The organism is Mycolicibacterium sp. TUM20985 (assembly GCF_030295745.1).
Classification (GTDB): domain Bacteria; phylum Actinomycetota; class Actinomycetes; order Mycobacteriales; family Mycobacteriaceae; genus Mycobacterium.
In genome coordinates, this window is record NZ_AP027291.1 from 5,671,448 (window position 1) to 5,692,353 (window position 20,906).

Annotated in this window: 22 protein-coding genes; 15 read left to right on the forward strand and 7 right to left on the reverse strand. The window is 68.8% G+C overall.

What is annotated here, in order from left to right; translation table 11 throughout:
• The 3 genes from QUE68_RS27545 (at position 1) to QUE68_RS27555 (ending at position 1,852) form a co-directional block, all read left to right on the forward strand.
• Positions 1-603 carry a TetR/AcrR family transcriptional regulator gene (locus QUE68_RS27545; RefSeq protein ID WP_284234295.1) on the forward strand — a complete coding sequence of 201 codons (603 nt, stop codon included), beginning with the start codon at positions 1-3 and terminating at the stop codon, positions 601-603.
• On the forward strand, positions 596-1,426 hold the full coding sequence (locus QUE68_RS27550; RefSeq protein ID WP_286274769.1) for an alpha/beta fold hydrolase: 831 nt from the start codon (positions 596-598) through the stop codon (positions 1,424-1,426). Before QUE68_RS27545 ends, QUE68_RS27550 begins: the two co-directional genes overlap by 8 nt.
• Positions 1,427-1,492: 66 nt before the next feature.
• Positions 1,493-1,852, forward strand: a complete 360-nt coding sequence (locus QUE68_RS27555) for a hypothetical protein (protein ID WP_284229989.1) — start codon at positions 1,493-1,495, stop codon at positions 1,850-1,852.
• Here QUE68_RS27555 and QUE68_RS27560 read toward each other — a convergent pair.
• Positions 1,839-2,495, reverse strand: a complete 657-nt coding sequence (locus tag QUE68_RS27560; protein WP_455012631.1) for a TetR/AcrR family transcriptional regulator — start codon at positions 2,493-2,495, stop codon at positions 1,839-1,841. The genes QUE68_RS27555 and QUE68_RS27560 overlap by 14 nt on opposite strands.
• A 125-nt stretch (positions 2,496-2,620) precedes the next feature.
• Here QUE68_RS27560 and QUE68_RS27565 point away from each other — a divergent pair, with 125 nt between their 5' ends.
• The 6 genes from QUE68_RS27565 to QUE68_RS27590 are packed head-to-tail and all read left to right on the forward strand — an operon-like array spanning position 2,621 to position 9,435.
• Positions 2,621-3,757, forward strand: coding sequence for a VOC family protein (locus tag QUE68_RS27565; protein ID WP_286274770.1), 1,137 nt, complete (start codon positions 2,621-2,623; stop codon positions 3,755-3,757).
• Entirely contained in the window at positions 3,754-4,692 is a 939-nt protein-coding gene (locus QUE68_RS27570; protein ID WP_286274771.1) for a fumarylacetoacetate hydrolase family protein, read from the forward strand. The genes QUE68_RS27565 and QUE68_RS27570 overlap by 4 nt, the downstream gene beginning before the upstream one ends.
• A complete protein-coding gene (gene mhpA / locus QUE68_RS27575; RefSeq protein ID WP_286274772.1) occupies positions 4,689-6,233 on the forward strand; it encodes a bifunctional 3-(3-hydroxy-phenyl)propionate/3-hydroxycinnamic acid hydroxylase MhpA in 1,545 nt (514 codons plus the stop codon). The genes QUE68_RS27570 and mhpA overlap by 4 nt, the downstream gene beginning before the upstream one ends.
• Positions 6,230-7,420: a cytochrome P450 gene (locus QUE68_RS27580; protein WP_286274773.1), complete on the forward strand. Its 1,191-nt coding sequence runs from the start codon at positions 6,230-6,232 to the stop codon at positions 7,418-7,420. Before mhpA ends, QUE68_RS27580 begins: the two co-directional genes overlap by 4 nt.
• 54 nt (positions 7,421-7,474) lie before the next feature.
• Positions 7,475-8,677, forward strand: a complete 1,203-nt coding sequence (locus QUE68_RS27585; RefSeq protein ID WP_286274774.1) for a glycosyltransferase 87 family protein — start codon at positions 7,475-7,477, stop codon at positions 8,675-8,677.
• Entirely contained in the window at positions 8,674-9,435 is a 762-nt protein-coding gene (locus QUE68_RS27590) for an SDR family NAD(P)-dependent oxidoreductase (RefSeq protein WP_284229999.1), read from the forward strand. Before QUE68_RS27585 ends, QUE68_RS27590 begins: the two co-directional genes overlap by 4 nt.
• Before the next feature lie 79 nt (positions 9,436-9,514).
• Here QUE68_RS27590 and QUE68_RS27595 read toward each other — a convergent pair whose 3' ends face one another.
• The gene (locus QUE68_RS27595; RefSeq protein ID WP_286274775.1) at positions 9,515-10,039 is read right to left on the reverse strand and encodes an SRPBCC family protein; all 525 of its coding nucleotides are present in this window, start codon (positions 10,037-10,039) and stop codon (positions 9,515-9,517) included.
• Between the two features lie 27 nt (positions 10,040-10,066).
• Between QUE68_RS27595 and QUE68_RS27600 the strand changes: the two genes are divergently transcribed.
• The 3 genes from QUE68_RS27600 to QUE68_RS27610 all read left to right on the forward strand — a co-directional run bounded on the left by QUE68_RS27600 (position 10,067) and on the right by QUE68_RS27610 (position 11,721).
• On the forward strand, positions 10,067-10,465 hold the full coding sequence (locus QUE68_RS27600; RefSeq protein WP_284230002.1) for an LLM class flavin-dependent oxidoreductase: 399 nt from the start codon (positions 10,067-10,069) through the stop codon (positions 10,463-10,465).
• A complete protein-coding gene (locus tag QUE68_RS27605) occupies positions 10,462-11,331 on the forward strand; it encodes an EamA family transporter (RefSeq protein ID WP_286274776.1) in 870 nt (289 codons plus the stop codon). Before QUE68_RS27600 ends, QUE68_RS27605 begins: the two co-directional genes overlap by 4 nt.
• 108 nt (positions 11,332-11,439) lie before the next feature.
• Positions 11,440-11,721, forward strand: coding sequence for a GlsB/YeaQ/YmgE family stress response membrane protein (locus tag QUE68_RS27610; RefSeq protein WP_284230005.1), 282 nt, complete (start codon positions 11,440-11,442; stop codon positions 11,719-11,721).
• Positions 11,722-11,784: 63 nt separating this feature from the next.
• Here the strand turns inward: QUE68_RS27610 and QUE68_RS27615 are convergent, their stop codons facing one another.
• The 5 genes from QUE68_RS27615 to QUE68_RS27635 all read right to left on the reverse strand — a co-directional run bounded on the left by QUE68_RS27615 (position 11,785) and on the right by QUE68_RS27635 (position 17,529).
• Complete coding sequence (locus tag QUE68_RS27615) at positions 11,785-13,008, reverse strand: fatty acid desaturase family protein (RefSeq protein WP_284230006.1); 1,224 nt, start codon at positions 13,006-13,008, stop codon at positions 11,785-11,787.
• A gap of 12 nt (positions 13,009-13,020) precedes the next feature.
• Positions 13,021-14,157, reverse strand: a complete 1,137-nt coding sequence (locus QUE68_RS27620) for a ferredoxin reductase (RefSeq protein WP_284234302.1) — start codon at positions 14,155-14,157, stop codon at positions 13,021-13,023.
• Between the two features lie 115 nt (positions 14,158-14,272).
• Entirely contained in the window at positions 14,273-15,172 is a 900-nt protein-coding gene (locus tag QUE68_RS27625; protein ID WP_284230009.1) for an alpha/beta fold hydrolase, read from the reverse strand.
• A gap of 129 nt (positions 15,173-15,301) precedes the next feature.
• Positions 15,302-16,441: a glycosyltransferase gene (locus tag QUE68_RS27630; RefSeq protein WP_286274778.1), complete on the reverse strand. Its 1,140-nt coding sequence runs from the start codon at positions 16,439-16,441 to the stop codon at positions 15,302-15,304.
• Positions 16,438-17,529, reverse strand: a complete 1,092-nt coding sequence (locus QUE68_RS27635; RefSeq protein WP_286274779.1) for a glycosyltransferase family protein — start codon at positions 17,527-17,529, stop codon at positions 16,438-16,440. Before QUE68_RS27635 ends, QUE68_RS27630 begins: the two co-directional genes overlap by 4 nt.
• Before the next feature lie 51 nt (positions 17,530-17,580).
• On the opposite strand from QUE68_RS27635, the gene QUE68_RS27640 reads away from it, so the two are divergent.
• Genes QUE68_RS27640 through QUE68_RS27650 form a run of 3 tightly spaced genes read left to right on the forward strand, consistent with a single transcriptional unit; the run spans position 17,581 to position 20,868 of the window.
• A complete protein-coding gene (locus QUE68_RS27640) occupies positions 17,581-18,525 on the forward strand; it encodes a WcbI family polysaccharide biosynthesis putative acetyltransferase (RefSeq protein ID WP_286274780.1) in 945 nt (314 codons plus the stop codon).
• Complete coding sequence (locus QUE68_RS27645) at positions 18,522-19,526, forward strand: glycosyltransferase family protein (RefSeq protein ID WP_286274781.1); 1,005 nt, start codon at positions 18,522-18,524, stop codon at positions 19,524-19,526. Before QUE68_RS27640 ends, QUE68_RS27645 begins: the two co-directional genes overlap by 4 nt.
• Positions 19,519-20,868 carry a glycosyltransferase family 2 protein gene (locus QUE68_RS27650; RefSeq protein WP_286274782.1) on the forward strand — a complete coding sequence of 450 codons (1,350 nt, stop codon included), beginning with the start codon at positions 19,519-19,521 and terminating at the stop codon, positions 20,866-20,868. The genes QUE68_RS27645 and QUE68_RS27650 overlap by 8 nt, the downstream gene beginning before the upstream one ends.
• Positions 20,869-20,906 lie beyond the last annotated feature (38 nt).

Here is a 20,906-nt window from a genome sequence, read left to right on the forward strand (position 1 = left end):
GTGGCACGGACCCAGCGGGAGCGTCGCGAGGAGACGGTCGCGCGACTACTCGACGCGTGTATCGCGACGATCGTCGACGTCGGTTACGCGCACGCGTCGGCAGCGGTCATCACCCGGCGCGCGGGGCTGTCCGGAGGCGCGCTGTTCCGACACTTCGACACCATGGGCGACTTCATGGCGGCGACGGCGTATGAAGTGATGCGCCGCCAGCTCGACGCCTTCGGCAAGCAGGTCGCCGAGATACCACCGGACCGGCCCGCGCTCGAAGGCGTCCTCCACGCGATGCGGGACATCACCGGGAACGACACCAACGTGGTGATGTACGAGCTCCTGATCGCCGCCCGTACCGACGAAAAGCTCAGGGGCACACTGCAGGACGTGCTCGGAGAGTACAGCACGCGGATCTTCGACACGGCCCGCGCCCTGCCCACCGCCGACGAGTACCCCGAGGAGACGCTGGCCGGTGTCGTGGCCCTGTTGACCAACGCGTTCGACGGCGCAGCCATCGTCCGCACCGTCCTGCCCCAACCGGAGATCGAGACCGGACGCATCCCGCTGCTTCTCGCGCTGCTCTCCCCCGAGCGATCGAGGACCGATGGCTGACCGCATTCACGGCTTCACCAATGACGGCTACACCTTCGGCGTCACCGACGCGGGACCGATCGACGGCGAGACGATCGTTCTCCTGCATGGTTTTCCGCAGACCTCGACGTCCTGGGACCAGGTTTGTGAGCTGCTGCATGCAAGCGGCTACCGGACACTGGTGTTCGACCAGCGGGGCTACGCGCCAACGGCTCGGCCCAAGGGTCGCTTCGCCTACCGGATCAGCGCACTCGTCGGTGACGTGGCCGCACTCATCGAAAGGGTCGGGACGCCCGTGCACCTCGTCGGGCACGACTGGGGTGCCGTCGTCGCATGGGCGACGGCCGCGCGCCATCCCGAACTCCTGCGCACCCTGACCGCCGTGTCGGTGCCGCACACCCGGGCGTTCCTGCGCGCGCTGGTGACCAGCAATCAGGCGTTGAAGTCCTACTACATGGCGATCTTCCAGATCCCCCGGCTGCCCGAGGCCCTGCTTACCCGGTACCCGAAGTTGGCCGATCGTGCGCTCGGCGACAGCGGGATGGACGCCGAGGCGGTGCAACGGGTGCACACCGACATCATCGACACCGGGGCGCTGGGACCGGCCATCAACTGGTACCGGGCGATCCCCTTCAGCGGCCAGGCCTACGCCCGCAGGGTGTCGGTGCCCACCACCTACCTGTGGAGCACCAACGACGTCGCCCTCGGTCGGCGTTGCGCCGTGCTGTGCGAGCAGTACGTCACGGGTCCCTACCGGTTCGAGATCACCGACGGTTCGCACTGGATCCCCGAGGAGAAGCCTCGACTGGTGCACGATCTGATCGTCGATCGCATCAAGGGCTGAGGCCGTTCACAGAATGTTCAGTATGTAAATGCCGTGTTACGTCCATGTTGCGCCTAGAGTGTCGTTATGGACGACAGGTCGGTGTTCTTCGAGGTCGAGGCCCTGCGCGCGGATGAATCCCGTCCGGTCCTGTCGCCGGCATCGCTCGAGGTGCATGTGCGCGTCGTCGACCACCTCGCCCACAGCACCCGCTCCAACTTCATCGCCGACGACGTGCTCGACACGCTCGCTCACGGGCGGGTCACCACGATGGCCGCGATCGAGTTGTCCCTGGCCGGTTGGTGGCTCCGACTGGACGGCGGTTACGTGATCGTGGATCAGGAACTGATCGACGCGCTCTCGCACAGTCCCATCCGCCGACGCCTCGGCGCAGCCTGCCGACGACTGTGGAAGATCCTCAACAGCGAGACCGTCATCCCGCTGTAGCGAGGTCCGGCAGCGGCAGCCCGCAGAGACGCCGCGCCTCGTCGGGCGCCATCCCGAGAAGCGTCAGCACGTGCTCGGTGACCGTGTCCGCCGCATCGGCGTCGTCACGGTCGGGTTCGGTGTGAAGCAGATGGCCGAGGCCCAGCAGCGCGCCGCCGACGACGGCCATGGCGAGATCCAGGTCCTTGACGTGGAAACGACCTGCCGCGATGCCCGCCTCGACGTCGCGCCGGGCCCGGGGGGCCACACCCCGATCGGAGGACAACAGCGCCAGCCCGGTGGACAGGAGGACCCCGCTCTCCTGGGGGCGCTCGCGGAACATCCGACCGGTCAGCCGGAAGCTGCAGGCGAACGCCTCCGCGGGGTCGTCGAGCGATGCCGTGAGGTCGTCGAGGAGCGCGCCGTGCACGTCGAGCACCTCGGTGACGGCGGCTTCGTACAACTCCTCCTTGCTCTGGAAGTGGTTGTAGAACGAGCCCATGCCGACGTCGGCCGCCTGGGTGATCTCGAGGACTGGGACGTTCAGCTTGCCCGCCGCGATGAAGGACTGGGCGGCGGAGATCAGCGCGGCGCGGGTGCGCTGCTTGCGCCTGGCCAGGCGATTGGGCGGCTGCGCGTCATCCTCCGCGGCCACGGTCGTCATGGCACGCCTCCTTCACGGTTCCGCCCGAGCATAGCCTCTCGTCAGACTTGAGGAAATCGTCATTGACCCTTGACTGAGCATGGCGTCGTATGTGACGATTTCGTCAGACAACGAAGGGAGCGACGATGACACGCACCGTCGACGCCCATCACGGGCTGCACAGCGAGCACGGGGCGATCGAGTCGGAGCACCCCGGCCGGTCCCGCAATCCGGTGATCAAGGTGCAGGACATCGCCTGGCTGGAGTTCGAGAAACCCGACCTCGTCCGCGCCGAGGCATTCGCCCACGCCTTCGGATTCGCCACCGCGTTGCGAACCGAGGGCGAACTCCACTTGCGGGGCACCGACCCGGCGGCGCCCTGCCTGCTCGTCCGCAAGGGTGCGCGATCGCGATTCGTCGGGCTGGCGTTCACCGCCCACGACGAGGTCGACGTGCTCAGCCTGGCCGACGCAACGGGGGCGCCCACCCGCGCCCTGCCGGAGAGCATCGGCGGGATCGCGGTCGATCTGGTCGATCCGAGCGGCATCCCGGTACACGTCGTCGCGGGCACCCACCCGACGGCACCGTTACCGCCGCAGACCCCGCACGTCCTGAACTCAGGCCACGAGGTGTTGCGCCCCAACGGAACTCAACGCCCACCCCGGATGCCGGCCAGAGTGCAGCGGCTGGGGCACGTGGTATTGCAGAGCACCCGATACCTCGAGGCGCTGAACTGGTACCTCGACCACCTCGGGCTGATCGTCAGCGACTTCCTGTACTACCCCGGGCAGCGAGACAGGGGCCCCACCATGAGCTTCATCCGCTGCGACCGCGGCGACACCCCCGCCGATCACCATTCGCTGGCGATGGCCCTCGGCCCGCGAAACCGGTACGTGCACTCGGCGTATCAGGTGGCGGACCTCGACGCGCTCGCCGCCGGCGGTGAATACCTCCGCGAGCGCGGGTACCACCGGTCATGGGGCATCGGGCGCCACATCCAGGGCAGCCAGATCTTCGACTACTGGCGCGATCCCGACGGTTTCCTCGTCGAGCACTTCACCGACGGGGACATGTTCGACGCCTTCCTCGAGCCCGGCTGGGCGCCGTTCACCGCGTCCGGGCTGTCGCAGTGGGGCCCGCCGGTGACCAAGGACTTCCTCGGCATCACACCCGGCCGGGATGCGGTCGACGAGCTGCGATCGATGGTGACCGCGGTCCGTGCCCGGGACAACGAAATCACCCTCTCCCGCCTCGGCGGCTTACTGAAGGTAGCCAGCTCGTGACCACCACCATCCTGCACACGGCCGACGACTGGTTCGTCCAGACGGACACCGGCGCCGTACGGATCGACACCACGGCGACCACCACCGGAGAACTCCTGCGCGACCGGCCGGCCATCGAGACGGCGAGCCGGGGATCGGGCGGCGTGGCCGTCGAGTCCCTGGCCCTGGTGTCGCCGGTGACCGCCCCGTGCCGCGTCGTGGCGCAGATGACGAACTTCGTCTCACACGTCGAGGACTCCGGCATGGACCCGGCCACCATCCCATTGACGTTCTTCCGGAAGGCATCCGGCTCGATCAACGGTCCCAGCGATGACATCGTCAAGCCGGCCCACGTCCGGTTCCTCGACTACGAGGTCGAGATCGGCCTCGTCTTCGGTAGGGAGTTGCCCGTCGGCACCACGCTGACCGAGGCAAACCTTGGCGACTACATCGCCGGCCTGGTCGTCACCAACGACGTGTCGGCCCGCGACGTGCAATTGCCGAAAACCCAGTTCTACGAAGCGAAGTCCTACCCCACGTTCACCCCGGTCGGCCCGTTCCTGGTCCTCCTCGAGGCCCACGAGCTGATGCGCTTCGGTGAGCTGCGGCTGCAGCTCAGCGTCAACGGCGAGGTCCGCCAGAACACGGTCGTGGCGGGTGACATGATCTACCGTCCGCTGCGCACCCTGCAGGAACTGACCCGCTTCCAGCGGATGGACGTCGGGGATCTGCTGCTCACCGGAACACCCGCCGGCACCGCGCTGAGCGCACCCCCGAAGCCAATCGAGATCATCGGCCACCTGCTGCCGCCGGCGCTGAAGTGGAAGGCGTTCTTCAAGAGCCAGTCCAAGAACGCCAAGTACCTGCACGACGGTGACGTCGTCGAGGCCGGTGTCGCCACCGACGACAAGGCGATCGATCTGGGCACCCAGCGCGCGGTGGTCCGGTACGCATGACCGCCGACGGCGCCCGTCGGGTATCCGTCGCCATCCTCGGCGCCGGGCCCACCGGCGTCACGGTCGCCACGCTGCTCGCCAAGTACGGCGTGGATTGCCTGGTGCTCGACCGCTGGTCCGGGGTGTACCCGCAGCCGCGCGCGGTGCATCTGGATGACGAGATCTTCCGCGTCCTGGCCCGGTTGGGCATCGGCGAGGAGTTCGCCGCGATCTCCCGCCCCGCCCTCGGACTTCGACTACTCGACTCCACCATGACCACGCTGACGGAGTTCACCCGCGCTACTGGCCTGAGCCGCAACGGTTTTCCCCAGGCCAACATGTTCGATCAGCCGGAACTCGAAGGGCTGTTGCGGAGCAATCTGACGCGGTACCCCCACGCCGAGTTGCGCGGTGACGCCGAGGTGACGGCGGTCGCACAGGACCGCGACGGGCAGGTCCGCGTCACCTACGTCGACCGGACCGACGGGAGCGAGCACGTCGTCGACGCGGCCTACGTGCTCGGGTGCGACGGCGCCAACAGCCTGGCGCGAGCCCGAATCGGTTCCCGCATGGACGATCTCGGCTTCGAACAGCGCTGGCTGGTGGTCGACGTCGCGACGGCGGCGGAGCTGAACCAGTGGGAGGGTGTGCATCAGGTGTGCGATCCGGTCCGTGCGGGGACCTACATGCGCATCGGCGAGACCCGCTACCGCTGGGAGTTCCGCCTCCTCGAGGGTGAGACGGCCGCCAACTTCGACACCATGTCCACGCTGCGACCGCTGATCGAGCCGTGGGTGACCGGCGTCGGCACCGACGACCTCGCCCTGGTCCGCGTCACCGAGTACACCTTCCGGGCGCAGATCGCCGACCGCTGGCGCCGCGACCGCATCTTCCTGCTCGGCGACGCCGCCCACCTCACCCCGCCCTTCATCGGTCAGGGGATGGGCGCCGGTGTGCGGGACGCGGTGAACCTGGCGTGGAAGCTGGCCGGGGTGCTCCGCGGCTGGTTGCCCACCTCGGTGCTAAACACCTACGAGCAGGAACGAAAGCCGCACGCTGCGAGCATGATTCGGCTCGCTCTCGGAGTGGGACGGGCGATGACGGCGGGTGGCGACTTCGGCAACCTGGTCCGCCGGTTCGTCCTGCCGCAGCTGCACCGGCTACCCGGCCTCAGCGCCAAGCTGCTCGACAGCGAGACCCCGCCGCTCTGCCGGACCGCCCTCGTCGACAGGTCGAGGGCCACCCCGTGGGGTCTGGCGGGCCGGCTGTGCCCCAACCCCGCGGTGTCGGTCGACACACGTCTCGACGCGGAGCTCGGCGACGGGTTCGCGATCGTCACCTCGACCGTTCCCAGCCCGGTCGAGCGTGCCCTCATCGCCCGCCGCGGTGCGGTCCTGCACGTCACGGCTCCGGAAGCCGAGCTGGCCCAATGGTTGCGACGCGGACGCGCGACGGCCGCGCTCCTCCGTCCCGACCGGACCGTCATGCTGGCGGGCCGACGCGTCGGCGCGCTGTGCGACGCCCTGCCCGAGTTTCACTCGACGGCACGGACGAACCGATGACCACCAGGCACAACGGTGTTCCGGTCTATGCCCGCGACCTCTACGCTGCCGACGCGATCTTGGACCCCCATCCTCACTACGCCCGGATGCGCGACCTCGGCCCCGTGGTCTGGCTCCCCAGGCAACGCGTCTACGCACTGCCCCGCTACACCGAGTGCAAGGCCGTGTTGCGCGATGACGAGACGTTCATCTCCGGCGAGGGGGTCGCGCTCAACAGGTTGATCAATCGCCTGTCCCGCGGCACGACGCTCAACAGCGACGGCGCCGAACACGACGCGCGGCGCAAGCTGGTCGCGCACCGCATGCTGCCCAGGGCGCTCCGTGCGATCAGCGACGAGGTCGACGCGCAGGCCGCGTCGGTCGTCGACGCCGCGCTAATAAAGGGTGCGGTCGACGGGGTCTCCGACGTGGCGATGGCCTTGCCCATGGCCGTTGTCCCCGACCTCGTCGGCTGGCCCCGCGACCAGCGGGACAACTTGTTGCCCTGGGGCGGCGCCACGTTCGACGTCCTCGGCCCACTCAACAGGCACGCTCTCAAGGCGATGCCCGGCGCACTGCAGATGTTGCGCTTCGCCCGTCAGGTCGTGCGCAAGCGCGCCATGATCGAGGGAAGCCTGGGTCATGACGTCCTGCTGGCCGCCGACGATGGCAAGCTCTCGCACGCCGACTGCTCACCCCTGATGGTCGACTACATCGCCCCGTCTCTGGACACGACCATCAGTGCCATCTCGAACGCGCTGTACCTGTTCGCCACGCATCCCGAACAGTGGCAGCTGCTGCGCGACGACCCGACCCTCATCCCCAACGCGATCAACGAGGTGATTCGTTACGAGTCGCCGCTTCGGGCGTTCGCCCGAAAGGTGCTCCACGACCACGAACTCGGGGGCGCCACCATACCCGCGGGTGCCAGGGTGCTCGTCGTCTACGCGTCGGCCAACCGCGACGAACGCGAGTGGGACGCCCCCGACACCTTCGACATCCGACGAGACGCCACCCGCCACCTCGGCTTCGGGCAGGGGACGCACGCATGCGCAGGCCAGGGCCTGGCCCGCCTCGAGACGAGCGCCATGCTGCGGGCACTCGCCGAACGGGTGCACCACCTCGAGCTGACCGGTCCGCCGACGTGGGCGATCAACAACATCATTAGGCGTCACGAGCGATTGCCCATCACACTGTTCAGCGTCTAGCTGGGCATACGTCGAGGGGGCGGCCACATCATTCATCCGGACGATCGCCGTACGGTGTCGTGGGCGATCGTCGGCGCCGGATGGGCTGCCGCGGTGACCGCGGTCATCGTCCAGCACGTCCTGGTGCCCTTCGATGCGGGCGCCCACATGGGGCTGTTCACCAATGGCGGCGACCTGGACATCTATCGCCACGGCGGGCTTCGGGTGCTGCACGGCGAACCGCTCTACGCCACGGAGGTGCCGCCGGGCGGCTGGTTCACCTACCCGCCGTTCGCGGCGCTCACCTTCGTTCCGCTGGCGCTGCTGACCTTTACGGCGGCGAAGGCGTGGTGGCTGCTGGTGTCCTTCTTGGCGCTCGTCGCGACCATCTGGCGCTGCGCGGTCACGCTCGGCTGGCAACCCGACCGCCGGCTGATGCTGCTGAGTCTGGCGCTGGGCTTCGTGGCGCTCGACCACCAGGCCGTGCGGGGCACCCTGTGGCAGGGCCAGGTCAACGTCGTGTTGATGGCGCTCATCGTCTGGGATCTGACCCGGCCGGACGGCTCCCGCCTGCGCGGCTGGTCGGTGGGGGTGGCGGCCGGCATGAAGCTGACCGCCATCGTGTTCGTCCCGTACCTGTTGCTCACGCGGCAGTGGCGGGCCGCGGCGACCGCCGTCGGGGCGGCCGCCCTGACCGTGGCGCTGAGCTGGGTGCTGATGCCCGCGGACGCAGGCGCCTACTGGGGACACGCCGTCGTCCAGACCGATCGCGTCGGCCCGCTGGCCCACGTCGGCAACTACTCCTTCGGCGGGATCCTGGCCACCCTCGCCGCACCAGGTCCGATGCCCGTCGCGTGGTGGCTGGTCCTCGTCGGCCTCGGGTGCATCCTGGGCTTCGCCGCAGCGCGACGGGCCGAGCACCACGGCCTCCGGTTGCTCGCCATCACGATCGTCGGCCTGCTGTCCTGCACCGTGCCACCGCTGGCGTGGGGGCACCACTGGGTGTGGACCGTGCCGCTGCTGGCGATCACGATCGATCGTGCCGCCAGGACCGCCGGGCGGGCTCGCCGGGGCTGGGTGGCCGCCACGGTGGCCGTCTACCTGCTGGGCTTCATGTGGTTCACCGCGTGGGTGTACCGGGTGCCCGGCGCGGTCCCCGGGATGGCGAAGGCCGCCAGGTTGCTCGTCGTCGGCTGCCACCCCGCGCTGTTCGTCGCCGTGGGCTGCGCGACCCTCGCGGTCACGCACCGATCGCGAGAAGGTAGAAAGCTGTCATGACTGTGATGGACATGTTCCGCCTCGACGGCAAGGTCGCGATCGTCACCGGCGCCTCCTCCGGTCTCGGCGTGGCGTTCGCCGAGGCGTGCGCACTCGCTGGGGCCGACGTGGTCCTCGCGGCACGGCGCATCGAAAAGCTCAGCGACACGGCGGAATTGGTGTCCGCGGCAGGCCAGCGCGCATTGACCGTGCGCACCGACGTCACCGATCCCGACCAGTGCCAGGCGATGGTCGATGCGGCCATGGCCGAATTCGGTCGCGTCGACGTGCTGGTGAACAACGCGGGCGTCGGAACGGCCGTGCCCGCGACCCGCGAGACACCAGAGGAGTTCCGTGCCGTCGTCGACATCAACCTGCACGGGTCGTACTGGACCGCGCAGGCCTGCGCCCGGGTCATGACGCCCGGCAGTTCGATCGTCAACATCTCGAGCATCCTCGGGTTGACGACCGCCGGACTCCCGCAGGCCGCCTACAGCGCGAGCAAGGCCGCGATCGTAGGTCTGACGCGAGACTTGGCTCAGCAGTGGGGATCTCGAAAGGGCATCCGGGTCAATGCGATCGCGCCGGGATTCTTCGAGTCCGAGATGACCGACCAGTACAAGCCGGGCTATCTCGAGTCGCTGAGCACGCGGTTCGTGCTACCGCGCATGGGCGATCCTGCTGAACTCGCGGCCACGCTGGTGTGGCTGGCCTCCCCCGCCGCCGGGTACGTCACCGGCCAGACGATCGCGGTCGACGGCGGCGTGACGATCACCTAGCCTCGCGAGCGCCGCGCCACTGTGCGGTTTCATCCGCGACTCGCCGCAGATTGAGTATCGATCCGCACACTCGGAGGCGTCAGGCCTCCAGCTGGTCGCGGATGCAGTCCAGGTTGGTCTGCATGTTCTGCTGCCAATCGGCCAGCCGCCGCGCGACGATCCTGCCCTCCAGCTCCGGCCTGGCGATGATCGCGGCGGTGAGCCCCGACGGGCTCAGACCCATCCGGGCCCACTGCCGGATGAGCACGCCGTCGCTGGTCGGTTCGACCTCGAACGCCCACGTCGCGATGGGGCCCTGCCCGCCGACGACGTTCCACACCCAGCGCTTCCCCTCGTCGACCTCCACGATCTCGCACTCGGTCTGCCAGGAGCCCATCGCCGGGTTCTCGTTGTAACCGCGGAAACGAGCGCCCACCGTCACGCGGTCGGCACCCCCGAGCCACTCGACGTCCTGCAACTCCGTCGAGCAGCGGGCAGGCAACCGGATGTCGGTGACCGCACGCCATGCCGACATCACGTCGGACCTGACCCGCTGCGTGACTTCGATCGTCGGCTGGTCGCGGTAGCGCATGCTGGGCAGCCTGCCATAGTGCAGGGGACGCATCGGCGAGAACCAAACCCGGGAGTGCCAGTGAAGGTCGGAGCCCTCGTCGAACCGCGCGCGCCCGGCGCCTCGGAGTTCGCGGTCGCCGCCGAACGGCTCGGTGTGGCCTCGCTATGGGTGCCCGAGGTGTGGGGGTACGACGCGTTGACGGGGCTGGCCGTCCTCACCGCCAAGACCACGACGATCGGCCTGGGAACCTTTGTCGTCCAACTCGGTTCGCGCAGCCCGGCGCTCTTGGCGACGTCGGCTCTGAGCCTGCAAAAACTGTCGGGTGGCAGGTTCCGACGACCCGTGCAAACCACCCGCGAGACCATCGAGATCATTCGCACGGTCAGCCGCGGAGAGCGCCTCGAGCACGTCGGCGAGGTCTATCCGCTGCCCCTGCCGGGGCTGGAGCGACTCATCGCCATCGTCTCGGACCAGTGACGGCCGACCGGCCAGGGCGCTCGTCGACCGGGCCCGCCCTGCTCGTCGTGGGTGCGGCGACCTCGCAGGAGGTCGGGGCCGCGTTCGCCGTCGGACTGTTCGCCGCGCTCGGCGCAGGAGGCGCGACGTTCGCCCGAATCGCCGTCGCCGGCGCGGTGCTCTGGGTGGTGGTCCGCCCGAACGTCCGTCATCTCACCCGCAGGGCCTGGGGTGCGGCCGCTGCCCTGGGGATCTCGCTGGCCACCATGAACCTCTGCTTCTACGAGGCGATCTCACGGATTCCGTTGGGGATCGCGGTGACCGTCGAAGTCCTCGGCCCGCTGGTGCTCTCCGTGGCGCTGAGCCGACGCCGGAGCGCGTGGGCATGGGCACTGCTTGCCTTCACCGGGATCGCCGTACTCGGCGTGACGCCCGGCCAGACCGGTGCCGTCGATTGGGTCGGCGTGGGCTTCGCCGCAGCGGCGGCCGTCAGTTGGGCGGGGTACATCGTCGCGACTTCGCATGCTGCGCAGCTCTTTCCAAGACTGGACGCACTGGCGATCGCCACCGCGATCGGTGCCGTCCTGGTGGCTCCCATCGCGGTCGTCACCTTCGGCGCGACGGCCGCGGTGCACTGGCACGTGGCCGCGCTGGCGATCGTCGTCGGGCTCATGAGTTCGGTACTTCCCTACTCGCTCGAACTGTGGTCACTGCGCAGGCTCGACCCGGGCACGTTCGCCATCCTCACGTGCTCGTCACCGGTGATTGCGGTGCTCGCCGGCTGGGTAATCCTCGGTCAGCGGCTCAGGCCGATCGATTGTCTTGCCATCGTGCTCGTCACAGTCGCCAGCGCGGGAGCGGTACGCACGGCCCGTTTACCCCCCTAGGGGTGTAGCCGTACACCCCTAGGGTGGAGTCAACTAGTACCAGCGTCGCGCAACCGCCCGACCTCCCGCCACCAAGCGCCCAGTGGGCGCGGATCGAAAGGCACTCACATGCTCGGACTCATCGTCAGCATCGTCGTCGTTGGACTCATCGCCGGCGCCATCGCCCGGCTGCTCATCCCCGGCAAGCAGAACATCTCCGTCGTGATGACCATCGTGCTGGGCATCGTCGGTTCATTCGTCGGTGGATTCCTCGGCTACCTGATCTTCGGTAAGGACGCCGCCAACGGCTTCCTGCAGCCGGCGGGCATCATCGGATCCATCATCGGCGCCGTGATCGTGCTGCTGGTCTGGAGCCGCGTCGGCAACCGCAGCACCACGCGCACCCGCTAACCGCTCGTCACGACGATCGGCCCCGTCCAAGGACGGGGCCGATCTTCGTTTTTCACCGGGTGACTAGGCCGCCTGACGTTCCCGCAACGCCGTGCGCAATCCGCGGCGCTTGCCCGTCGTTGGATCCACGCCGAAGGTATCGCGCATCCCGCCGCGAATCCGGAACTTCAACTCCGAGTTCGTCTCCGGGGCGTCGTCGGGGGTTCCCTTCAGGAACCTGTTTGGCAGCGCCAACTTCATGATGGTCCAGAACGACTGCCCGTACTGCTTCAGGATCGGACCCGTCGTGTACGGCAGGTCGTACTTGTCGCAGAGCGCCCGTACCCGCACCCCGATCTCGGCATACCGGTTACTCGGCAGGTCGGGGAACATGTGGTGCTCGATCTGGTAGCAGAGGTTGCCGCTCATGAACGCCATCACGCGCCCCGCGTTGAAGTTGGCCGACCCGAGCATCTGTCGCAGATACCACTCGGCCTGCGACTCCTTCTCGTACTCCTCCTGCGTGAACTTCTCTGCGCCGTCGGGGAAGTGGCCGCAGAAGATCACCATGTAGGACCAGTAGTTGCGGATCAGGTTCGCCACCGCATTGGCCCCGAGCGTGTGCTTCCACGCCGGTCCGGTGAGCGCGGGGAACACGACATAGTCCTTGCCGACCTGCTTGCCGACCTTCCGGCCGATGATCTTGAGGTCCTTGCGCACCTCGGCCATCGACTTCTCGCCCCTGCGCCACTTCGTGGTCTCCACACCGTGCAGCGCGACGCCCCACTCGAACAACGTGCCGAGCAGGATGTTGTAGATCGGGTTGCCGATCATCCACTTCTCCCACCGCTGATCGCGGGTGAGACGCATGATGCCGTAACCGATGTCGTCGTCCAGGCCAACGATGTTCGTGTACTTGTGATGGATGAAGTTGTGCGACTTCTTCCAGTGCGTCGTCGGAGAGGTGGTGTCCCACTCCCATTCGGTGGAGTGGATCTCCGGATCGTTCATCCAGTCCCACTGACCGTGGGTGATGTTGTGACCGAGCTCCATGTTCTCGATGATCTTGGCGGTGGCCAGCATTGCCGTGCCCGCCGTCCAGGCGACCTTGTTCCGACTCCCGAAGAGCGCGATCCGCCCGCCCGCAGCCAGGCCGCGCTGCAACTGGATCGTGCGCCGGATGTAACGGGCGTCGCGCTCACCGCGTGACTCCTCGATATCCGTTCTGATGGCGTCCAACTCGCGCCCCAACTCCTCGACGTCCTCCGGGGTGAGGTGGGCGTATTCCTTGATGTCACTGATGGCCATGTGGTCGTCTCCTTAGATGTTGATGGTGCAGTCGCCGGATGCCGCCGAGATGCATGTCTGAATGCGATCGCCCGCGCCGTGTTCGTCACCCGACCGGAAGTCCCTGACGTGGCCCTCTTGGAGGGGCAGCACGCAGGTTTGACAGATGCCCATCCGGCATCCGAACGGCATCTGGATGCCGACCTTCTCACCGGCCTCCAGTAGGGACGTCGCCCCGTCGACCTCGACCGTCTTGTCCGAGATCGCGAAGGTGACGGTGCCACCCTCGCCGCCCTTGTCGGTGCGGGCGATGACGAAGCGCTCCATGTGCAGCTGACCCTCGGGCACCCCCTCGTCGGTCCACACCTTCTCGAGGGTGTCGAGCATGGCGGGCGGACCGCATGCCCAGGTGGGTCGGTCCCTCCAGTCCGGGACCAGTCGGTCGAGCTCGGTGGCGAAGTCGAGGTGGCCGCTGTCCTCGGTGAGTTGCAGCCGCAGCTCGTACGCCGACGGCCCCTGGTGAAGGTCCTGCAGTTCGTCGTGAAAGATCACGTCCCGCGCCGACGGCGCCGAGTGGATGTGCACGACGTCGGAGGTGTGGCCGCGTTGAGCCATTGCCCGCAGCATCGCCATGACGGGCGTGACACCGCTGCCCGCCGTCACCAACAGAATCTTTGCCGGGGGCGGATCGGGCAGGGCGAAGTCGCCCTTCGGCGTCGCCAAGCGAACGATCGTTCCAGGCTTCACACCGTTCACCAAGTGGGTCGACAGGAAACCCTCCGGCGTGGCCTTGACGGTGATCGAGATCCGCTTCTCGTCTCGCTGCGGGACCGACGTCAGCGAATAAGACCTCCAGTGCCAGCGACCGTCGATCCGGAGCCCGATGCCCACGTACTGACCGGGCTGGTAGTCACCCTTGAACCCCCACCCCGGCTTGATGGTCACCGTGGCGGAGTCCTCGGTCTCCCGCTGCACGTCGATGATCTCGCCGCGGAGTTCGCGGGCCGACCACAGCGGGTTGATCAGCTTGAGGTAATCGTCCGGCAGCAGTGGCGTCGTGGCGCGGGCGGCGAGCCCGCGCAGCACGTTGACCTTTGGCGACGTCGCAACTTCGACGTCCTTGGCCGGAGCCTGGCTCCAGCGGGTGAGATCTCGCAGGCGGAGGGCCATCACGCACCCCGCGATGGATCGCTGTCAGGAACCTCTTCGGGTGAACACATGTACACCCAATACCCAAGGGTGGCGCAACCCACACATCATTCTTGCGCGTGTCGCTCGGCGCGCCTTAGCTCAAGGGTTCCGTGGGCACGCTCGTCGGCGGCGTGACCAGTTCGACGCCCACGTCGTCCTTGGTCGACCTCATGAAGTCGTCGATGATCTCCGCCACCTCGGTGGGCGCCTCGACGTGCGCGAAGTGCCCGACCCCCGGCAGTATCTCCAGTCGACCGCCGGGCCGAGCGGCCATGGCGGCGTGGCCGTGATCAACCGGGATGATCTGGTCGTCCTCGCCCCAAATGGCCAGCGTCGGCAGTTCGGCGCGGATGTGTAATTTGCCCAAGGCGCTGACGGCCTGACCTCGGTAATCCACCACGGACCTCAGCGTGCGCAGGAACGCGTCCCGCGTGGGACGGTCCGAGAACGACGAGTAGGCCCGCCAGATCTCGCTCGCGCGCGGATTACGCATGCCCGAGGAAGTGAACCACGAGCCGATCTTGTTGCCCACCTTGAGAACTGGTGACGGGGCGATGATCGGCAGCACGAACTCGGCGCCGGGCGCGGACAGCAGCCGCAGGATGAAGCCGACGTCCGAGCCAAGGCCGCCGCTGCTGATCAGGATGAGGCGTTCGCAGTAGTCGGGGTGTTGATACAGGAACTGCATGGCCACCCCGCCACCGAGGGAGTGGCCGACGATCGTCGCCTGAGCGATCCCCAACTCGTCGAGGAGGTCGCGTAGCGAGACTGCGAATGCGCCCAGTGAGTAGTCGCCGCGTGGCTTGGTCGACTGGCCGTGGCCCAGCAGATCGGGGGCCACGACGCGGTAGCCCTTGGCGAGCCGCGGAATCAGCTCCCGCCAGGCATCGGAACTACCCGCCATGCCGTGAATGAGCAGCAGGACCTCGCCTTGCCCCTCGTCGCGGTAGGCGACCTGGTCACCGTGCAATTCGAGGAACTTGAGTTCATTCATCGTCGATCTCTCCAGTTCGGTTCGATCTGAGCGGGCGTCCTGAGCGGGCGTTCTGAGCGGGCGTCGCATTACTCGCCGGTAACTTGGAGCCTGCCTGATCGGGGCCGGACCGTCAACGCAGCCGGGATATCACGCGGCCGGGCGCGACAGCGGACGCGGTGCCCGGTCCTGGGTGCCTGACGACTGGAGCGGCCTGCCCACCGCGACCATCTCGCGGTACTTCGCGACGTACTTCTCCATCATGACCTCCTGCGAGCAGTGCGTCTCGGCGCGGAACCGGGCGTCGGCCCGCGACAACGAGGCGGCCTCGCCGATCGCCCGACTCAGATCGCCGATGTCGTCGGCACGGGCCAGCCGTCCGCACGATTCGTCGAGGATCTCCGGTATCCCGCCGCGCGCGAACGCGGCGACGGGCGTTCCGCACGCCAGCGCCTCGGCGACGACCAGCCCGTACGGCTCCTCCCACCGCGGTGTGACGAGGGCGACGGCGGCCCCGCCCACCAGTTTGGCCAGCTCGTCTCGTCGGAGGTGACCCTCGTAGTGCACGTCCGGACCCAGCAGCGGCTGGATCTCCTGCTCGTAGTACCCGGGATCACCGATCGGGCCGGCGAAGCGCACCCGGAAGCCGGCGCCGCGGGCCGCGAAGATCGCCGCGGGCAGGCCCTTCTCGGGCACGATCCGGCCCGACCACACCGCGTAATCCCCGCCGTCGCCGGGCTGCCATGCCGCCAGGTCTATTCCGTTGGCGATGACGGGCACGACGCCGTTGACCGGCTCCCACTGCGCGGCCGTGAAGGCACTGACCGCAACGAACCTGCTTGCCACCCCGCCGGGGAGCGCGACGGCGGATTCCATCCACGGCAGGGGCGGGGTGTGCAGCGTGGTCAACATCGGGATGGGGATGGTCCTCGCCAGGGCCAGGGGTATGTAATGCAGGCTGTGGTTGTGCACGACGTCGAACGAATCCCGCAGTCGCCCAGCGAGTTCCAGCATCACCGAGACGTAGGCGTGGGCCTCGTGCACCGTCCAGGCCGGCGCCAGCGGATTGTCCCGGGACTCCGGGGTCATCTCGAAGGTGTGCACGGGAAGGACGTCGTAGGGCAGATCGGTCGCCGAATCCTCGGCCGCGAACAGCGTGACCCGGTGTCCGAGTGCGGTTAGCGCGTGGGCGAGCTGGGACACGTGCGCCTCGAGCCCGCCGGCGAAGGGTTGGCGCACGGCGAAGCGAGAGGACGCGAGCAGCGCGATGCGGAGGTGTCGATTGCTCATGCGGCGGCCACCGTGGCCACGGCCCGCTCGTACAGCTGCGTCGTGCGGTCCCCCACCCACTGCCTCTCCCGCGCCCGCTGGTGCCGCTTCGTCAGATCCTCGACACCGGGCCGCGACGTCTCCAGCCCGAGGCTGACCGCGGCCCGCAACTCGTTCGGGTCGAAAGTCGCTGTGCCGTAATCGAATACCGGACCCGGGTGTTGCTCGGCGAAGAAGCCGCACAGCGGGCTCACCACCGTCGTTCCCGCGTCGTAGCACGCCTCTGCCCAGCCGGAGTGCGTGCCGAACCGGTACGGCAGGACCGCGACGTCGAGCTCGGTCAGATAGGCGGCGAAATCTGCGTCGGTGAAGCGCGGGTGCACGCGGACGTCGACACCCGCGCGGCGGTACTCCTCCAACCGCGCCACCGAATCGGCGGCGATCGACCCGGCGCCGTCGTCGAGATCGAACCTCACGACGCACGCGGGGAGGTCACCTTCGATCAGGGCGTCGAGGATCGGCCACGGTTGCACGCTGGCGCGCAGGGCCTTGCCGTGCACGCCGACGACCGGCACGGCCCTCGACGCGCGAGGCGCCCCGACGAGCTCGAGCGGCAGGACGTGCGGGTGGGGAAGCACGATCGCCTCGCGACCCCACCGGCCGAGGATCTCCGACGCTGCGCCGGGAGTCAGCGTGATGACCACCGCGGCGGCCGGCACCAGGACGTCCAACTGCGACAGGTGCCGGACCGGGTCGGCGAAGTGGGGGTTGTGCAGATCGTGGACCGTGAGCACCAACGGCACCCGGTGGCGATCCAGGAGTTCGAGCACCTGCCGCAGCTGCTCGACGGTGTAATCCTCGAAGCCGAAGTGCACGTGCAGTACGTCGAACGTGCCCACGTGGCGGAACAGGTAGTCGAGTTGCAACAGTCGCGGCGGCCACCACTGCCCGGGCATGGTCGCGTCCTGGGGAACGGGATCGGGCAGGAGCCGCACCCGAGCGGTATCCACGACCGAGCCGACATAGGGATGGCCTGCCGGCACCGAGGCGACAGTCAGCAACAATCCTCCGATCCACGACGTCGAGCGCTGCCGATGGTCGGGCGCCATGACCTCTTTACCCAGTCTTCGGCCGTTCATTCCAGCCGCTAGCGTGATGTCATGCACGTGCCGTCGGCGAGGACCCGTCACTTCGGCGCGTTCTACGGAATCGACGACCTCGACGCGTCCCGGCCGCTGTGGGTGGTGGTCGGGAACTGCCAGGCCGAGGCGCTCCGCCTCGTCCTGGACGGCGTCGCCGACCGTCCCTATGCGACGGTGCGGATGCCGGCCGTCCACGAGCTCGAGCCGTCGGACCTCCCCGCGCTACGACGGGTGCTCGGCCGGGCCGCCGTCCTGCTGTCCCAACCCATCCGCGACGGCTACCGCGAACTGCCGCTGGGCACCGCGGAGCTCGCCGCGGAACTGCCCGGCTCGGCGCGCGTCGTCCGCTGGCCGGTGATCCGCTATGCCGGCCTGCATCCGTTCCAGGCCATCGTGCGCAATCCCGCCGACCGCAGCGTCACGCCGCCCGTCGTGCCCTACCACGACCTTCGCACCGTGGTCGCGGCCCGCGACGGACGATCCGAGGCAGACCCGTGGGACGTCTCGGTCGCACCGGAGGCCTTCGTCGCCGTGGCCGAGGCCAGCCGAGCCGAGCTGGCGCGCCGCGAGGAGCAGCAATGCGACGTCGGCATCTCGGACGTCCTCATCCCCTCCGGCGCGGACGCCGCACACACGATCAACCATCCCGGCAACCGAGTGCTGACGGAATTGGGACGCCGCGTGCTGCGCACGATGGACGTCGATCTCCCCATCGGCGAACGCGCCGGAACGTTGCTCGGCTCGGTCATCGCCCCGCTCGAACGCCGTGTCCTGACTGCGCTGAACCTCACCGCGCCCGATCGGCGAACGTGGCGCTCGGGTACCGACGAGCTGGAACCCGACGTCGTGCACCGCGCGCAGTTGCAGTGGTACCGGGACAACCCGGACTTCGTCCCCCTGGCCCTCGCGCGCCACGCCGGGACACTGGACCTGCTGGGCCTCGGTCCGCCGGCCGCCGCGTGACGGGTCCCACGCACCTCGTCGTCGGACCACGTCGGCACGGCGTCGTGACGTATGCGTTGAACGTCGCCGACGTCCTTGGCCAGCCGGTGGTGCGGATCGAGGACTGGTCGCACCTCGACTCGAACCTCGACGAGCTGCGGCGGCACACCGGTGGCGTCCACCTCAACTTCACCGACCGCCTCTTCGGCGTGAATCCCGGTGATGCGGCCGACCGGGTGGCGGACCTCGCGTCGGTCGGTGCGCGCCTCACGGTGACACTGCACGACGTGCCGCAGGCTGTCGACGGCGGCAACTACCGACAGCGCATCGAGGCCTACGGTGCGGTGTGCGACGCCGTGCACGGCGTCGCGACCAACAGCGACCACGAACGGTCCCTCCTCGGCGAGAACGGCATCACCGACCCCGCCGACGTCGTGGTGATCCCGTTACCGCTCGATCTCGGCGCCACCCCGCCGCGGCGTCCGGCCCCCGAGCGATGCAGCGTCGCGGTGCTGGGGTTCGTGTACCCCGGCAAGGGTCACGCCGAGGTCATCTCCGCGATGGCGGGCCTGGCCCCGGACGCGGAGTTCCTCGCCATCGGGGAGTGCTCACCCGGGCACGAGGACCTCGCCGGTCAGCTCGCCGCCGCCGCCGCCCACGCCGGACTGGCGTTCGCGATGACCGGGTACCTGCCCGACCGCCAGCTGTCCGCCGCCCTGCACCGGGTCGCCGTCCCCGTCGCCGCGCACCGGCACGTATCGGCGAGCGGCTCGATGAACACGTGGATCGCCGCCCACCGCAGACCACTGGTGCCGGAGAACCGCTACTCCGTCGAGCACGCCGGGCGCCATCCCGGCACCGTCCGGCTCTATCCGGACACCCACCGCGGGCTGGTGCAGGCGATCGACGCGGCGCTCACCGACCCCGGTTCGACATGGCTGGGTGCCGACGCGGCGAGTGGATCGACCATGGCCGAGGTGGCCCGGCGCTACGCCGAAGCGTTCGCCCGGTGGCATGGCTGAGTCACCGATCGCCCTGCCGGACGGGCGATTCCTGGTTCCGGCGAACCGGTGGGATCTGCTGAACGGCATGCCGGGGCAGCAGCCGCGGGTCGCCGTGGTCATCCCGTTCTACGAGCAGCCCGCCCAGATCGCCGTGCTGTTGGCGGCGCTGGAGCTGCAGACCTACCCGCGCGAGCTGATCGAGATCGTGATCGCCGACGACGGGTCCGCCGTCCCACCCGTACCCGACACCGAGTTGAACGTGTCGGTGATCCGACAGGCGCGCAACGGTTTTCGGGCCGCCGCCGCGCGCAATCTCGGAGCGCACGCCACCACGGCGCCGATCTTGTGCTTCCTCGACGCCGACACCTACCCCGAACCCGACTACCTCCGCAGCCTCACCCGACTGCCGTCACTGCTCCCCGACGCGCTGGTCGTCGGAAGGCGCCGTCACGCCGCCATCGAGGACTGGACGCCGGATGACCTGCGGGCCTGGTGGTCGGGCGGAACGGCGCCCCAGGTACTGGCCGAACCCGGCTGGCTGGTCGACGCCTACACGCGGTCGCGACATCTGCTCGACGTCGACCATCGGTCCTACCGGTACGTCATCAGCTCGGTGATGGCTTGCACCCGTGAGCTATTCGACGACATCGGCGGTTTCGACGAATCGTTCCAGCGTTACGGCGGCGAGGACTGGGAGTTGGCCCACCGCGCCGTCACCGGAGGTGCCGTGCTGCAGCAGGTACCCGAGGCGGTCGCCTGGCACGCCGGGCCGGACTGGGCCGCCCGCGACGTCACCTCCCGCATCGCGGCCAAGAATGTCGAGTCCCTCGCGGTCGCCCGGCTGGTGACCGATCCGTACGCTCGCCGGCCGGGGTTGCGCTACGCGATTCCCGAGGTCGCCGTCGAGATCGACACCGCCACCCACACCGTGGGCTCACTGGTCGAAACGCTGGCGTGCTTCCTGCATCTCGACGTCGGCGTGTGGCTGACCGGGGCGTCGGCCCACGACCTCCGTCGCCAGCTCGGCGACGACGATCCCCGGATCGGCGTCGGCACCGTCCCCGCGCGCGTCCGGCAGCGGTGCCGCCACGTCGTCACGACCGTCGGCAGACCGGTGCTCCCGCGGTCCGCGACGTCGCGGTTGCTCGCGGCCTGCGCCGAGCCGGGGGTCGGCGAGGTACGGTCCCGCGTCGGAGCCGCCGAGGTGACCTGTCGTTCGTCGTGGGCGATGAACCGTGTCCGTCGCTGGGGCGCGGTCGCCGATCCGGCGCAGTTGCACCGGCTGTCGGAGTCCCGGTCGATCACCGCCGACGAACTCGAGCTGAGCGAGGGCCCCGTCGACCCCTCCCTGGCGTGGTGAGCCCCACGGGTTGGGGTGCGCGGCGAGCGGGCACACCA

What these genes read in the sequence shown, in the direction of transcription:
- QUE68_RS27550 (WP_286274769.1), top strand. Translation starts at nt 596, where the DNA reads ATGGCTGACCGCATTCACGGCTTCACCAATGACGGCTACACCTTCGGC.
- QUE68_RS27555 (WP_284229989.1), top strand. Translation starts at nt 1,493, where the DNA reads ATGGACGACAGGTCGGTGTTCTTCGAGGTCGAGGCCCTGCGCGCGGAT.
- QUE68_RS27560 (WP_455012631.1), bottom strand. Translation starts at nt 2,495, where the DNA reads ATGACGACCGTGGCCGCGGAGGATGACGCGCAGCCGCCCAATCGCCTG.
- QUE68_RS27565 (WP_286274770.1), top strand. Translation starts at nt 2,621, where the DNA reads ATGACACGCACCGTCGACGCCCATCACGGGCTGCACAGCGAGCACGGG.
- mhpA (WP_286274772.1), top strand. Translation starts at nt 4,689, where the DNA reads ATGACCGCCGACGGCGCCCGTCGGGTATCCGTCGCCATCCTCGGCGCC.
- QUE68_RS27580 (WP_286274773.1), top strand. Translation starts at nt 6,230, where the DNA reads ATGACCACCAGGCACAACGGTGTTCCGGTCTATGCCCGCGACCTCTAC.
- QUE68_RS27590 (WP_284229999.1), top strand. Translation starts at nt 8,674, where the DNA reads ATGACTGTGATGGACATGTTCCGCCTCGACGGCAAGGTCGCGATCGTC.
- QUE68_RS27595 (WP_286274775.1), bottom strand. Translation starts at nt 10,039, where the DNA reads ATGCGTCCCCTGCACTATGGCAGGCTGCCCAGCATGCGCTACCGCGAC.
- QUE68_RS27610 (WP_284230005.1), top strand. Translation starts at nt 11,440, where the DNA reads ATGCTCGGACTCATCGTCAGCATCGTCGTCGTTGGACTCATCGCCGGC.
- QUE68_RS27615 (WP_284230006.1), bottom strand. Translation starts at nt 13,008, where the DNA reads ATGGCCATCAGTGACATCAAGGAATACGCCCACCTCACCCCGGAGGAC.
- QUE68_RS27620 (WP_284234302.1), bottom strand. Translation starts at nt 14,157, where the DNA reads ATGGCCCTCCGCCTGCGAGATCTCACCCGCTGGAGCCAGGCTCCGGCC.
- QUE68_RS27625 (WP_284230009.1), bottom strand. Translation starts at nt 15,172, where the DNA reads ATGAATGAACTCAAGTTCCTCGAATTGCACGGTGACCAGGTCGCCTAC.
- QUE68_RS27630 (WP_286274778.1), bottom strand. Translation starts at nt 16,441, where the DNA reads ATGAGCAATCGACACCTCCGCATCGCGCTGCTCGCGTCCTCTCGCTTC.
- QUE68_RS27635 (WP_286274779.1), bottom strand. Translation starts at nt 17,529, where the DNA reads ATGGCGCCCGACCATCGGCAGCGCTCGACGTCGTGGATCGGAGGATTG.
- QUE68_RS27640 (WP_286274780.1), top strand. Translation starts at nt 17,581, where the DNA reads ATGCACGTGCCGTCGGCGAGGACCCGTCACTTCGGCGCGTTCTACGGA.
- QUE68_RS27650 (WP_286274782.1), top strand. Translation starts at nt 19,519, where the DNA reads ATGGCTGAGTCACCGATCGCCCTGCCGGACGGGCGATTCCTGGTTCCG.